We start from the raw sequence: 13,702 nt of genomic DNA on the forward strand, positions 1-13,702 counted from the left end.
CGCACCAGGGAGATTACGGTGCCGGATACGTATACTGACGGTGAATTGCTTCCAGCGCCTCTAACACCTCGCCGCTCAGCGTCAGATTGAAACTCTCCACGTTAACCTTCAGCTGTTCCATGGTGGTGGCACCGAGCAGGGTGCTGGCCACAAACGGCTGCTGCCGCACATAGGCCAGCGCCATCTGTGACGGATCAAGGTTGTGCTGTTTCGCCAGCGCCACGTAAGCAGCAATCGCCTGCTGTGACTGCTCGCCGCTGTAGCGGGTAAAGCGGCTGAACAGCGTATTGCGCGCGCCGGCCGGTTTCGCCCCGTTGAGGTATTTACCGCTCAGCGTACCAAAGGCCAGGCTGGAATAAGCCAGCAGTTCCACGCCCTCATGCTGGCTAATCTCTGCCAGACCCACTTCAAAACTGCGGTTCAGCAGGCTGTACGGATTCTGAATGGTGACGATACGCGGCAGCTCGTGCTTCTCCGCCAGTTGCAGGTAGCGCATCACGCCCCAGGCCGTTTCGTTCGAGACGCCAATGTAACGGATCTTGCCCGCGCGCACCTGTTCGGTCAGCGCTTCCAGCGTCTCCAGCAGCGTAACGGTGGCGGTGTTATCACTGTACTGATAACCGAGCTTGCCAAAGTAGTTGGTCTGGCGCTGCGGCCAGTGCAGCTGGTAGAGGTCGAGGTAATCGGTATTGAGGCGCTTCAGGCTGGCGTCCAGCGCTTCGCGGATGTTCTTGCGGTCCAGCGCCTGGTTGGGGCGAATCAGCGCATCGCTGCCGCGCACCGGGCCGGCGACTTTACTCGCCAGAATGATTTTGTCGCGGCTGCCGCGCTTTTGCAGCCAGCTGCCAATGTATTTTTCGGTCAGGCCCTGGGTTTCCGGACGCGGTGGCACCGGATACATCTCGGCGGTATCAATCAGGTTAATACCCTGGCTAACGGCGTAATCAAGCTGCTGGTGGGCGTCGGCTTCGCTATTCTGCTCACCAAACGTCATCGTGCCTAACCCCAGCTGACTGACTTCCAGCGTGCTATGGGGGATACGGTGATAATGCATTGCCGGCTTCCTTTTTTCATTATGAAATGGAATGTTGTGTTCTCTGGGACTATAGCCTGTGAAGTGGCGCAGAAGGAAGGGGGGAAAGTTCGGGAAATCGCCTGCACAGGGGGAAAACGCGTACAGGCGAGGCAATTTGGCACTTAACGCTCAATGATGGTGGAAACCTCGTCACCATTAATTTGCATAACATGGCCCTGTTCGTCGGTGTACTGCACCAGACCGGTTTCTTTATCAATCGACGGCTTACCTTCGGTCATAATCATGCGGCCATCTTTGGTGGCCATAACGTAATCACTGCTGCAACCGCTTAATGCCAGCGCCGCCAGCAGCAGGCCCACTGCACTTACCAACCCTTTCATTCTCAGCTCCCTCAAGCCACTTCAACAGCAAAAGTGTAGTAATAAATGCTTTTGCCAGCTGGAGTAATCGCATCATTCCTAAAATAACAGGGCGAGATGCGCTCGCCCTTGACAGGTTACGCTTTGTTTTTCCTGCTGCGCATCAGGTTCAGACACTCTACCGCCATGGAGAAGAACATCGCAAAATAAATGTAACCTTTTGGTACATGCATACCAAAACTCTCGAGGATCAGGGTAAAGCCGACCAGAATCAGAAACGCCAGCGCCAGCATTTTGACCGACGGATGCCGCTCAACAAACTCACCAATCGCGCGCGCGGCTACCATCATCATCAGCACTGCGATGACCACCGCCGCCATCATAATGAACAGGTGATCGGACAGACCGACGGCAGTGATCACTGAATCCAGGCTGAAGATGATGTCGAGCAGCATGATCTGCACGATGGCGCCGAAGAAAGAGTGCACATTGGTTTTGTGCTCTTCTTCGCCGCCTTCGATGGTTTCATGGATCTCCATGCTCGACTTCCACAGCAGGAACAGGCCGCCGAACAGCAGAATCAGATCGCGCGCGGAGAAGGCGTGGTCCATGATAGAAAACAACGGCTGCGTCAGTCTCACCACCCAGGCGATGGAGGCCAGCAGCCCGAGGCGCATCAACATCGCCCCCATCAGACCCAGCCGGCGCGCCCGGTTTTGCTGGTGCTGCGGCAGTTTTGCGACCACCAGAGACAGGAAAATAATGTTATCGATACCCAGCACCACTTCCAGAATGGTTAATGTTCCCAGCGCCAGCCAGGCGTTGGGATCAGCAATCCAGTCAAACATGAATCCTTCATTCCTAAACGAAAAGTAAACGGGAATTATACACGGCGCAGGCGGCGCTGCCTAAAGCGATCCTGCAAGGGCGAGGTTGTACCGGGAATTACAGCAGAAAATGCCGCGCCAGCAGCGGTCCGGTAAAGCTCTTCTTGAGATAAAAACCGCGCGGCAGCGTCATGATCGGCTCGCCGTGTTCGCCGATGGCTTCGGTCAGCGCTTTGCTGTTGGCCGCTTTTGGCCGGATTTGCAGCCACGCACCGTGGCGGGCGCTGATGCGCTCCACCTGGCCGAGCACGATCATGTCCATCAGCTCTTCCCAGTCCTCACGTAACTGCTGCTCTTCCTGCGCATTCGGCTGCCACAGCAGCGGCGAACCCACGCGGCGCTCGGCCAGTGGAATGGCGCGATCGCCCTCCACCGGGATCCACAGTACCCGCGCCAGCTTGTGGCGCACGTGGCTGGTTTGCCAGGTAACGCCGCTGTTGCCGGTGAGCGGTGCCACGCAGACAAAGGTGGTTTCCAGCGGCTTACCCAGCGCGTCGACCGGAATGGTTTTGAGTTCAATACCCAGATGCGCAAAATCCTGCTCGGCTTTACTGCCGGCACTGGCGCCAAGCAGCAGCTCCAGCAGCATGCCAACCCAGCCTTTGTCACGGCGTAAATCGGCAGGCATCGGCAGGCCAAGCTGCGCGGCCAGCGCGGCAAAGCTCTGACCAGCCAGCTGTTGGGCACGCTGGAGCAGTTCGGCTTCGTTACGGGGCGCAGCAGGCAAGGCGGCAGGGCAATTCATGATAAAACTCGCATTGGTCAAAATATGGTCAGTAAAGGTCAGCACGTGTTGTCCACACCGTGCCGGACAATGTAAACGTGATAATAGCATGATTCAGCATGCTTTTTTAGCGCGATTGACCTGGCGCTCACCAGGGTAAGAGGCGGTTATCCCGGTTTGTTATCGACAATGAACAGGATCTTAAACCCAGTTATCCACAGAAAAGTGGGATAACCCCACGTTTTGCCCACCCCTGTTTCCATTTACAGCCTTGACTTTGCCGAACTGCGCGCTTTTTTTCCATTCTCTGCCCAGGTTTAGGACATTCTCTGTGGATAAAATCAACGGTGATGGATCTTTGAGCAGCGGTAACCGCGTGGGGAAGAATAACCGGCTTTCACGCTGTGTATCTGAACGGGTTAATAGGCTATCGCTATGATAAATGGTGGTTTTAGTGCTATTCTCCCCGCCGTGCATGAGAATTTTCCGAAGCGGTTATTCAACTCATTCCCGTGTTCTGCACAAAGCTATCCACAGAAAAGGTGAATAAGATCGCCGTTAAATGCCCTTGTCTGTTTATAACATGGCTATTATCTGTGAGTTATCCCATTGTTATCCGGTCAGCGGCGCGGATATCCAGTGGTTTACCGCCTGTAAGGAGTATGAAACAATCAGGCTATTCAAATTTAGCTTTGAGGTAGTCCAGTGATCGATGATGATGGCTACCGCCCGAATGTTGGTATCGTAATCTGTAACAGGCAAGGACAAGTGTTATGGGCCAGGCGCTTTGGACAGCACTCCTGGCAGTTTCCTCAGGGAGGCATCAATCCGGGTGAAACCGCTGAACAGGCGATGTATCGCGAACTGTTCGAAGAAGTGGGTTTACACCGCAAAGATGTTCGAATACTTGCTTCAACCCGTAACTGGTTACGTTACAAGTTGCCAAAACGTTTGGTGCGTTGGGACACAAAGCCGGTGTGTATCGGCCAGAAACAAAAGTGGTTTCTTCTGCAGTTGATTTGTAGTGACGCGGATATCAATGTGCAACACAGCAGCACGCCGGAGTTCGATGGCTGGCGCTGGGTCAGCTTCTGGTATCCGGTACGTCAGGTTGTCTCTTTCAAGCGCGATGTGTATCGCCGCGTCATGAAGGAATTCGCTGGCGTGGTGATGTCTATGCAGGAGAGTGCGGGGCAGCGCAATAACAACGCCGCCCATCGACGTAAAAGAGGATAGGCCACGCCCTTTATGCTCACTCAGTTGCGCGAAATTGTAGAAAAAGTGGCGAGTGCACCGCGTCTGAATGAAGCACTCGACATTCTGGTCAACGAAATATGCCTGGCGATGGAGACCGAGGTCTGCTCGGTTTACCTCGCCGATCACGATCGGCGTTGCTACTACCTGATGGCAACGCGCGGCCTGAAAAAGCCGCGCGGCCGCACGGTTACGCTGGCGTTCGACGAAGGTATCGTCGGTCTGGTGGGCCGCCTGGCCGAACCTATCAACCTCGCCGATGCGCAAAGTCATCCCAGCTTCAAATACATTCCCTCCGTCAAAGAAGAGCGCTACCGCTCGTTTCTGGGTGTGCCAATCATCAGCCGGCGTCAACTGCTCGGCGTGCTGGTGGTGCAACAGCGAGAGCATCGTCAGTTCGACGAAAGCGAAGAGTCATTTCTGGTTACGCTGGCCACGCAGATGGCCGCGCTGCTGTCGCAGTCGCAGCTTGGCCAGCTGTTCGGTCAGTTCCGCCAGACGCGCGTCAAAGCGATTGCCGCCGCGCCGGGCGTCGCCGTTGCACCTGGCTGGGTTGATGAAACGCAGCCGCTGCTCGACCAGGTGTCCGCCGCCTCTACGCTCGATCCACAGCGTGAACGCGAGCGCCTGATTGTCGCCATGGGCGAGGCGGGCAACGAGTTTCGCCGCTTCAGCAAGCGTTTCGCGGCCAGCGTGCAGAAAGAGAGCGCGGCGATCTTCGATCTCTACTCGCACCTGCTCACCGATGCGCGACTGAAAAAAGATCTGTTTGCCGAGATCGAGCGCGGATCGGTAGCCGAGTGGGCGGTTAAAACGGTGATCGAGAAGTTTGCCGCACAGTTTGCCAGCCTGCAGGATCACTATTTACGCGAGCGCGCCGGGGATTTGCGCGTGCTCGGCCAGCGCCTGCTGTTCCACCTTGACGACACGCTGGTGGGCACCAATGCCTGGCCGGAACGCTTTGTGCTGGTGGCCGATGAACTCACCGCCACCACGCTGGCGGAGCTGCCGCAGGAGCGGCTGGCGGGCGTAGTGGTGCGCGATGGCGCAGCCAACTCGCACGCGGCGATCCTCACGCGCGCCATGGGTATTCCAACCGTGATGGGCGCGGATATCCTGCCGTCGCAGCTCAACAAGCGGCTGCTGATCGTGGACGGCTATCGCGGCGAAGTGCTGATCGATCCAGAGCCGGTGCTGGTGCAGGAGTATCAGCGGCTGATCAGCGAAGAGAACGCGCTGAGCAAAATGGCCGAAGACGTGGTGGAGCAGCCCGGCGAGCTGAAAAGCGGCGAGCGCGTGCAGGTAATGCTCAACGCCGGTCTCAGCCCGGAACACGAACAGGCGCTCGACAACTGGGTTGACGGCATCGGCCTGTATCGCACCGAAATTCCGTTCATGCTGCAAAGCGGCTTCCCGTCGGAAGAGGAGCAGGTGGCGCAATATCAGGGCATGCTGCAACTGTTTTACGACAAACCGGTGACGCTGCGTACGCTGGATGTCGGCGCTGACAAACAGCTGCCTTACATGCCGATTAGTGAAGAGAACCCCTGTCTCGGCTGGCGTGGCATTCGTCTGACGCTCGACCAGCCGGAGATCTTCCTGGTGCAGGTGCGCGCCATGCTGCGCGCCAACGTCGCTTCGGGCAACCTGAGCATTCTGCTGCCGATGATCAGTCATATTGACGAGATCGAAGAGGCGCGGCGCCTGATCGATCGCGCCGGTCGCGAAGTGGAAGAGATGCTCGGTTATGCCATTCCAAAACCGCGTATTGGCGTGATGATTGAAGTGCCGTCGATGCTGTTCCTGATCCCGCATCTGGCGCAACGCGTGGACTTTATCTCCGTCGGCACCAACGATCTTACCCAGTATCTGCTGGCGGTCGATCGCAACAATACCCGCGTTGCCAACCTTTATGATTCGCTGCATCCGGCGATGCTGCGGGCGTTGCAAACCATCGCCAGTGAAGCCCGCCAGGCCAAACTGGAGCTATGCCTGTGTGGTGAAATGGCGGGCGATCCGATGTGCGTCGCGCTGCTGGTGGGTCTGGGTTATCACCATCTCAGCATGAACGGCAAGAACATTCCGCGCGTCAAATACCTGCTGCGCCACCTCGATTATGAAGAGGCGCAGAAACTGAGCCAGCAGGGCGTGATGGCGCACACCGCAACGGAAGTGCGCCATCTGGTGTCGGCCTTCATGGAGCGGCGCGGCCTGGGCGGACTGATTCGCGGCGGACGTTAACTGTTTACATTTCTGCGGAAATTGTGAAAAGCGGCTGTGCTATGATGCGCAGCCTTTTATTGTATGGCCCTTTAGCCACGCCCTTTTGCGGGCAGAAAAAACATGGTGAAAGATGACTAACGGCTACATTTCATTTCCCCAATTCGATCCGGTGATCTTCTCCATCGGACCGGTTTCGCTGCACTGGTACGGCCTGATGTATCTGGTAGGCTTTGTGTTTGCTATGTGGCTGGCAGTGCGCCGCGCCAACAAACCCGGTAGCGGCTGGAAAAAAGAAGAAGTTGAAAACCTGCTGTACGCGGGCTTCCTCGGCGTGTTCCTCGGCGGCCGCATCGGCTACGTGCTGTTCTATAACCTGCCGCTGTTCCTCGACAACCCACTCTATCTGTTCAAAGTGTGGGACGGGGGCATGTCATTCCACGGTGGTCTGATTGGGGTGATCGTGGTGATGCTGATCTTCGCCCGCCGTACCAAACGCACCTTCTTCCAGGTCTCTGATTTCATTGCGCCGCTGATCCCGTTTGGCCTCGGTGCTGGCCGTCTCGGCAACTTCATCAACGGCGAACTGTGGGGCCGCGTGGCGCCTGAGTTTAAATTCGCCATGCTGTTCCCGGGTTCGCGCAGCGAAGACCTCGCGCTGGCGGCCAATAACCCGCAATATCAGGAACTGCTGAACACGTACGGCGTGCTGCCGCGCCATCCGTCACAGCTGTACGAGCTGTGCCTGGAAGGCATCGTGCTGTTTATCATTCTCAACCTGTTTATTCGCAAGCCGCGCCCGATGGGCAGCGTCTCCGGCCTGTTCCTGATTGGCTACGGCGCATTCCGCATTATCGTGGAGTTTTTCCGCCAGCCGGATGCCCAGCTTGGCCTGTTCGAAGGCGGTATCAGTATGGGCCAGATTCTGTCGATCCCGATGATTCTGGCCGGAGTGATTATGATGGTCTGGGCGTATCGTCGTCGCCCGCAGCAACAAACGCGTGAGGTAAAATGAAACAGTATCTGGATTTGATGCAACATGTGCTGAATGAAGGCGCAGAAAAGGCCGACCGTACCGGTACCGGCACGCTCTCCATCTTTGGCCACCAGATGCGTTTCAATTTGCAGGACGGTTTTCCGCTGGTCACCACCAAGAAGGTGCATCTGCGCTCAATCATTCATGAGCTGCTGTGGTTCCTAAAAGGCGACACCAACATCGGCTACCTGAAAGAGAACAAGGTCACCATCTGGGACGAATGGGCGGATGAAAACGGCGATCTGGGACCGGTCTACGGCAAGCAGTGGCGCAGCTGGGGCAAGGCTTCCGGCGAAGAGATCGATCAAATCAGCAAGGTGATTGAGCAGCTGAAACGCGATCCGGATTCGCGCCGCATTATCGTTTCGGCATGGAACGTCGGTGAGCTGGATCAGATGGCGCTGGCGCCGTGCCACGCGTTTTTCCAGTTCTACGTGGCGAATGGCAAGCTGTCGTGCCAGCTGTACCAGCGTTCGTGCGATATCTTCCTCGGCCTGCCGTTCAATATCGCCAGCTATGCGCTGCTGGTGCATATGGTGGCACAGCAGTGCGATCTTGAGGTGGGCGATTTCGTCTGGACCGGCGGCGATACGCACCTGTACAGCAACCATCTCGAACAGGCGCGACTGCAGCTGACGCGTGAACCGCGACCGCTGCCGAAACTGGTGATTAAGCGTAAGCCCGCGTCGATTTTTGATTACCAGTTCGATGATTTTGAGATCGAAGGCTACGATCCGCATCCGGCGATCAAAGCGCCGGTCGCCGTGTAATCTGCCGCTCTTCAGCATCAGGCCCTGCCATCGCGCAGGGCTTTTTTTTTGCCTGGCCTCCGCCCGCTTCTGCGGGGATTTTCTGAATCCGACGCGCAAAAAAAGGGTGTTGTCTGCACCGGGCATAACTTTCCTGCGGCACGCTTTCCATCTTCTCTGTTTGCCACTGTTGCTTTTCGTCCGGCAGGCGCAGAGTGCCGGTTATGAACAGAACCCAAAACGCCGGCTTTACGCTGCCGGAACTACTACTGGTTATGGTGATTGCCGGCATCCTCAGCATCGCAGCCTTACAGGGCTGGCAGCGCTGGCAACAGTATCAGCAACTGCGTGAGAGCGTACTGCAACTGCAGAGCTTTTTGCTGCGGCTGCGCGCGCACGCCAGCTGGCATAACCGCGACCTCAGCCTGTGGCTGCAACCGGGCGAAAACGGCTGCCTCGGCACCGGGCCGCAGCCCGCAGAAGGGTGTCAGCTGCCGTCCCGCTGGCTATTCCGGCCGCCTTATCGCGAAGTGCGCATCACCGCGCTGGTCGGCGAGCCAGGCTTTTACGGCCGACGCGATGTGGCCCGGCCCGGCAGTGTCGAACTGGAGAGCGCAGCTGGCCGCTGGCGCGTCATCCTCTCCGCCCGGGCGCGCATCCGGGTCTGCCAGCCGGGAGAGAAGGGATGCGAATAACGCAGGGGGGCTTCAGTCTGCTGGAGATGCTGATCGCCATGGCGATTGGCGCGGTGCTGATGGTCAGCGTCGGCCGCTTTCTGCCGCTGCTGCTGGAACAGAACCTGCGCCTGCAGCAGCGGGTCCAGCTGCAACAGGAGCTGCAGCAGATTGCCGGCTCGCTGGCCAAAGCGCTGCGCCGTGCCGGTTACTGTCACGGTCAGTGCGGCGGTGCGGCGCTCACGCTGGTGAGCGGCGGCAGCTGTGTACTGCTGCGCTGGGACGAAAACAGTAACGGACGCTGGGAAGGCGTCGATCACAGTGAAAGCGATTATTACGGCTATCGTCTGCGCAACGGACAGCTGGAGATGCAGCGCGGCGTGGACGAGTGCAACAGCAACGGCTGGGAGCGCATCACCGATCCGGCATTCCTCACCCTCAGCACCTTCCGGGTTGAGCGCCAGGGCACGCGGCTGCTGTTGCAGCTGGCCGCCACGGCGGGCCGCCAGCAGGCAGAGCTGACGATAATAGCGGAGGGGCTGAATCTGTGAAGCAGCGCGGCAACAGCACGCTTGGCATGGTGGTGATGTTACTGCTGATGGGCGGGCTCACGCTGCACGCCGCGCGCACGCAGCTGGCGCAGGGCATGGCGCTGGTCGCCGACGAGCAGCAGCATCAGCAGGATTTCTGGCAGGCGCAGGCCGCTTTAACGTGGGGCCGACAGCAAAACTGGCCGCAGGCCGCGGGCTGGCAGTGTCAGACCGCTCTGGCCGGCGCGTGGCAAAGCTGTCTGCTGCGGCAGGAGGAGAATCATGGCTTATTATCGGCGCGCGGCACCGGACGCGCGCTCGTGCTCTATCAGTGGGTGTCGCTGCACAACGGTCAGCTGCAGCCACAGCCGCATGGCTGGATCGACTACTGCCCGCTGGCAAAGGCGGAGCAGTGTCAGTTGCCAGAGGCGACAGCAGGGTTTTAGCCTGGCGGAAACGCTGGTCGCGATGCTGCTGCTGGCGATGACCATCAGCACGCTGCTGCAGTATCATCGCGCACTGGCGCTGGGATTTAGCCAGCAGTGGCAGCAGCGCCAGGCGTGGCAGGTAGCCGGGCAGGCGCTGCTAGGGCGTGATACCGCCGGCTGGCACATTGTGCACCAGCCGCAGAGTTTACCTGGTGGCTGCGTGCTGGATCGCGTTACCGTCACCGGACCCCATCAGCGCACGGCGTCGCTGGCGCGGCTCAATTGCCGCGAAGGTGATGCCGGCGGGTAGGCAGGCCAGACGATTAAGGGTAGAGTGACCGGGCTGCGCTTTCCCTTCTTTAAGGAGTTTTATGTTCCGGGTTTACCACTCCAATCGGTTAGATTTATTGAAAGACTTAGCGGTAGAGCTGATAAAACTCCAGCCGCTGGCCGATCCGCTCGCGGCTGAGCAGGTGCTGGTACAGAGCCCGGGCATGGCGCAGTGGCTGCAGATGGAGCTGGCTAACCGCTTTAACATTGCCGCCAACATTGATTTTCCGCTGCCCGCCAGCTTTATCTGGAGCATGTTCGTTAAAGTGCTGCCGGATATCCCGGAAGAGAGCGCTTTCACCAAAGCCAGCATGAGCTGGAAGCTGATGCACCGGCTGCCGGTGCTGCTGGAGCAGGAGGCGTTTCAGCCGCTGCGCAGCTATCTGCATGACGACGACGATCAGCGCAAACTCTACCAGCTCAGCGCGCGTGTGGCGGATCTGTTCGACCAGTATCTGGTCTACCGCTCCGACTGGCTGAACCGCTGGGAGCGCGGCGAACAGGTGGACGGGCTGAGCGATGCTCAGCAGTGGCAGGCGGCGCTGTGGCGCGATCTGGTCGAATTCACGCGCAGCCTCGGTCAGCCGATGTGGCATCGTGCCAACCTCTATGCACGGTTTATTCAGGCGCTGGAGCAGGCGTCAACGCCGCCGCCGGGGCTGCCGCAGCGCGTCTTCATCTGCGGTATCTCTGCGCTGCCGCCGGTTTATCTGCAGGCGCTGGAAGCGCTGGGCCGCCACATTGATATTCACCTGCTGTTTACCAATCCCTGTCGTCACTACTGGGGCGACATTCAGGATTACGCCTTCCTCGCGAAGCTGCAGAGCCGCCAGCGGCTGCGCCTGCATTCGCAGGAGACGCAGCCGCTGTTCCGCGATCCGGATGCCGCGCCAGCGCTGTTTAACGAACTGGGCGAGCAGCAGCTGACCAATCCACTGCTGGCCTCGTGGGGCAAGCTGGGCCGTGACAACCTGTTTCTGCTGAGCCAGATGGAGTCAGCCGCCAACGACATCGATGCGTTTGTGGAGATGTCACCGGATAATCTGCTGCACTGCCTGCAGGCCGATCTGCTCAATCTTGACGATCGCGCGGTGATTGGGCTCAGCGCTGGCGAGCTGGCCGACAGCATGGACAAGCGCCGGCTCGATCCGCACGATCGCTCCATCACGCTCCAGGTGTGTCACAGCGCCCAGCGTGAAGTGGAAGTGCTGCAGGATCACCTGCTGGCGCTGATGGAAGCCGACCCGGAGCTGAAGCCGCGCGATATCATCGTCATGGTGGCAGACATCGACAGCTACGCGCCTTTTATTCAGGCGGCTTTTGCCAGTGCGCCGCCTGAGCGCTATCTGCCGTTCGCCATTTCTGACCGGCGCGCCAGTCAGGCGCATCCGGCCATCCTCGCGCTGCTCAGCCTGCTGGCACTGCCGGACAGTCGCTTTGCCTCAGAAGAGGTGCTGGCGCTGCTGGAGGTGCCGGCGCTGGCACAGCGTTTCTCCGTCGAGGAGAGCGGCCTGCGCCTGCTGCGCCGCTGGGTGATGGAATCCGGCATCCGCTGGGGACTGGATGATGCCAGCGTGGAAGCGCTGGCGCTGCCGGTCACCGGCCAGCACACCTGGCGCTTCGGCCTGCAGCGTATGCTGCTGGGCTACGCGCTGGAAAGCCGCAACGGCGACTGGCAGGGCATTCTGCCGTATGACGAATCCAGCGGCCTGATCGCCGAGCTGGCGGGCCATCTGGCCGAGCTGCTGGCGCGGCTCGACAACTGGCGCACGCGCCTTGCGCAGACACGCACCCTGGCCGAATGGCTGCCGCTGTGCCGCGAGCTGATCGACAGCTTCTTCAGCGGCGATGCCGACAGCGAGGCGGCGCTGCTGCTGGTCGAAACGCAGTGGCAGGAGATCATTGAACAGGGGATGCAGGCCGCTTATCAGCAGCCGATTCCGGTCACGCTGCTGCGCGATGAGCTGCGTGCGCGCCTCGATCAGCAGCGCATCAGCCAGCGTTTCCTGGCCGGGCCGATCAACTTCTGTACGCTGATGCCGATGCGCTCCATCCCGTTTAAAGTGGTGTGCCTGCTGGGCATGAACGACGGTGTATATCCGCGCACCCTGGCGCCGCTCGGTTTTGACCTGATGCAGCAGCAGACGCGGAAAGGCGATCGCAGCCGGCGTGATGATGACCGCTATCTGTTCCTTGAAGCGCTGATCTCGGCGCAGCAGCAGCTGTACATCAGCTACATTGGCCGGGCGATTCAGGACAACACCGAGCGCTATCCCTCGGTGCTGGTGACTGAACTGGTGGATTATCTGGCGCAAAGCTTCTGTCTGCCGGGCGATGAAGCCTGTGAGCCGGACGTCAGTGAGCAGCGGGTGCGGGCACATTTGCAACGCCTGCACAGCCGCATGCCGTTTGCAGCGGAAAATTTCCAGCCGGGAAGCCACGTGCAGAGCTTCGCCGCAGAATGGTTGCCGGCGGCGACCGGCAGCGGCGTGGCGCAGCCCGGGTTTGTCCAGCCGCTGCCGGTTCAGCCGCTGACCACGCTGTCGCTGGAGCAGCTGCTGCGCTTCTGGCGTCATCCGGTGCGGGCGTGGTTTCAGCAGCGGCTCGGCGTGGCTTTCTGGATGGAGGAGAGCGAGCTGCCGGACAGCGAACCGTTCGCACCGGACAGCCTGGAGCGCTATCAGATCAACGCTGAACTGCTCAATACGCTGGTCAACGGTGACGATCCGGCCCAGCTGTATGCGCACCATCGCGCCGCCGGTAATCTGCCTTACGGCGCCTTCGGGGAACTTTTCTGGCAAAGCCAGACCGAAGAGATGCAGGAAGTGGCGGCGGAAGTGAGCGCGCAGCGGCTGCCGGCGGAGAGCTGGGAAGTCAACCTGACGCTGGGCGCAACGCAGTTGACCGGCTGGCTGACTCAGGTGCAAGCTGATGGGCTGTTACGCTGGCGTCCGGGCGTGCTCAACATCAACGATGGCCTGCTGCTGTGGCTGGAACATCTGGTGTATTGTGCGCTGGGCGGCAACGGCACCAGCCGCATGTATGGTCGCAAACAGAGCCGCTGGCGCTTCGCGGCCGTGGCACCTGCCCAGGCGCAGGCGCAGCTGGCTGAATATGTGGCCGCCTGTGAGGCGGGTCTGGCGCAGCCGCTGCTGCTGCTGAATAAATCCGGCGGCGCGTGGCTGGACGCCAGCTTTGACAGCAAATCCGGCCAGCTTCAGGAAGATGACGCCACGCAGAAAAAGGCGCTCAACAAGCTGTTGCAGGCGTGGCAGGGTGGCTACCAGGTTGAAGGCGAGGGCAGCGATCCCTATCTGCAGCGCCTGTGCCGCACGCTGGACGAGCCGACGCAGCAGCAGATCATCGCTGCGGCGCGTCAGTGGTATTTGCCGGTGCGCCTCGCGCATCAGGATGATGAATAGCAACGGAAGTGCGGCCTGTACCTTGGCAGCCACCGTCTTATAAGAAAGTGTTT

Annotated in this window: 13 protein-coding genes; 9 read left to right on the top strand and 4 right to left on the bottom strand. The window is 59.5% G+C overall.

The annotated features are described in order from the left end of the window. Nucleotides 1–13: 13 nt before the first annotated feature. From AC6I8P_RS04100 to mutH, 4 genes are all read right to left on the bottom strand, one after another. Nucleotides 14–1,054 carry an NADP(H)-dependent aldo-keto reductase gene (locus AC6I8P_RS04100; protein ID WP_021506697.1) on the bottom strand — a complete coding sequence of 347 codons (1,041 nt, stop codon included), beginning with the start codon at nucleotides 1,052–1,054 and terminating at the stop codon, nucleotides 14–16. Nucleotides 1,055–1,197: 143 nt separating this feature from the next. Next, entirely contained in the window at nucleotides 1,198–1,416 is a 219-nt protein-coding gene (locus tag AC6I8P_RS04105; protein WP_021506698.1) for a YgdI/YgdR family lipoprotein, read from the bottom strand. A 116-nt stretch (nucleotides 1,417–1,532) separates the two neighbouring features. Further along, nucleotides 1,533–2,243 (bottom strand): TerC family protein, encoded by a 711-nt coding sequence (locus AC6I8P_RS04110; protein ID WP_021506699.1) that lies wholly within the window; start codon nucleotides 2,241–2,243, stop codon nucleotides 1,533–1,535. 97 nt (nucleotides 2,244–2,340) lie between these two features. Next, nucleotides 2,341–3,027: a DNA mismatch repair endonuclease MutH gene (mutH, locus tag AC6I8P_RS04115; protein ID WP_031279494.1), complete on the bottom strand. Its 687-nt coding sequence runs from the start codon at nucleotides 3,025–3,027 to the stop codon at nucleotides 2,341–2,343. Nucleotides 3,028–3,711: 684 nt separating this feature from the next. Between mutH and rppH the strand changes: the two genes are divergently transcribed. The 9 genes from rppH to recC all read left to right on the top strand — a co-directional run bounded on the left by rppH (nucleotide 3,712) and on the right by recC (nucleotide 13,649). Continuing rightward, on the top strand, nucleotides 3,712–4,242 hold the full coding sequence (gene rppH / locus AC6I8P_RS04120) for an RNA pyrophosphohydrolase (protein ID WP_498030999.1): 531 nt from the start codon (nucleotides 3,712–3,714) through the stop codon (nucleotides 4,240–4,242). Nucleotides 4,243–4,254: 12 nt separating this feature from the next. Continuing rightward, a complete protein-coding gene (ptsP, locus tag AC6I8P_RS04125) occupies nucleotides 4,255–6,501 on the top strand; it encodes a phosphoenolpyruvate--protein phosphotransferase (RefSeq protein WP_058757064.1) in 2,247 nt (748 codons plus the stop codon). Nucleotides 6,502–6,613: 112 nt separating this feature from the next. After that, nucleotides 6,614–7,495, top strand: coding sequence for a prolipoprotein diacylglyceryl transferase (gene lgt, locus AC6I8P_RS04130; protein WP_058780285.1), 882 nt, complete (start codon nucleotides 6,614–6,616; stop codon nucleotides 7,493–7,495). After that, nucleotides 7,492–8,286, top strand: coding sequence for a thymidylate synthase (gene thyA / locus AC6I8P_RS04135; protein ID WP_021506704.1), 795 nt, complete (start codon nucleotides 7,492–7,494; stop codon nucleotides 8,284–8,286). The genes lgt and thyA overlap by 4 nt, the downstream gene beginning before the upstream one ends. Before the next feature lie 203 nt (nucleotides 8,287–8,489). Next, on the top strand, nucleotides 8,490–8,960 hold the full coding sequence (locus AC6I8P_RS04140; protein WP_498031000.1) for a prepilin-type N-terminal cleavage/methylation domain-containing protein: 471 nt from the start codon (nucleotides 8,490–8,492) through the stop codon (nucleotides 8,958–8,960). Continuing rightward, nucleotides 8,951–9,490 carry a prepilin peptidase-dependent protein gene (locus tag AC6I8P_RS04145; protein ID WP_498031001.1) on the top strand — a complete coding sequence of 180 codons (540 nt, stop codon included), beginning with the start codon at nucleotides 8,951–8,953 and terminating at the stop codon, nucleotides 9,488–9,490. Before AC6I8P_RS04140 ends, AC6I8P_RS04145 begins: the two co-directional genes overlap by 10 nt. Beyond that, nucleotides 9,487–9,915 carry a DUF2509 family protein gene (locus tag AC6I8P_RS04150; RefSeq protein WP_498031002.1) on the top strand — a complete coding sequence of 143 codons (429 nt, stop codon included), beginning with the start codon at nucleotides 9,487–9,489 and terminating at the stop codon, nucleotides 9,913–9,915. Before AC6I8P_RS04145 ends, AC6I8P_RS04150 begins: the two co-directional genes overlap by 4 nt. A 1-nt stretch (nucleotide 9,916) precedes the next feature. Next, complete coding sequence (locus AC6I8P_RS04155) at nucleotides 9,917–10,207, top strand: prepilin-type N-terminal cleavage/methylation domain-containing protein (RefSeq protein WP_230857086.1); 291 nt, start codon at nucleotides 9,917–9,919, stop codon at nucleotides 10,205–10,207. A 61-nt stretch (nucleotides 10,208–10,268) separates the two neighbouring features. Beyond that, nucleotides 10,269–13,649 carry an exodeoxyribonuclease V subunit gamma gene (gene recC / locus AC6I8P_RS04160; protein WP_498031003.1) on the top strand — a complete coding sequence of 1,127 codons (3,381 nt, stop codon included), beginning with the start codon at nucleotides 10,269–10,271 and terminating at the stop codon, nucleotides 13,647–13,649. Nucleotides 13,650–13,702: the final 53 nt, after the last annotated feature.

This window comes from gamma proteobacterium symbiont of Lampromicra miyakona (assembly GCF_059730895.1).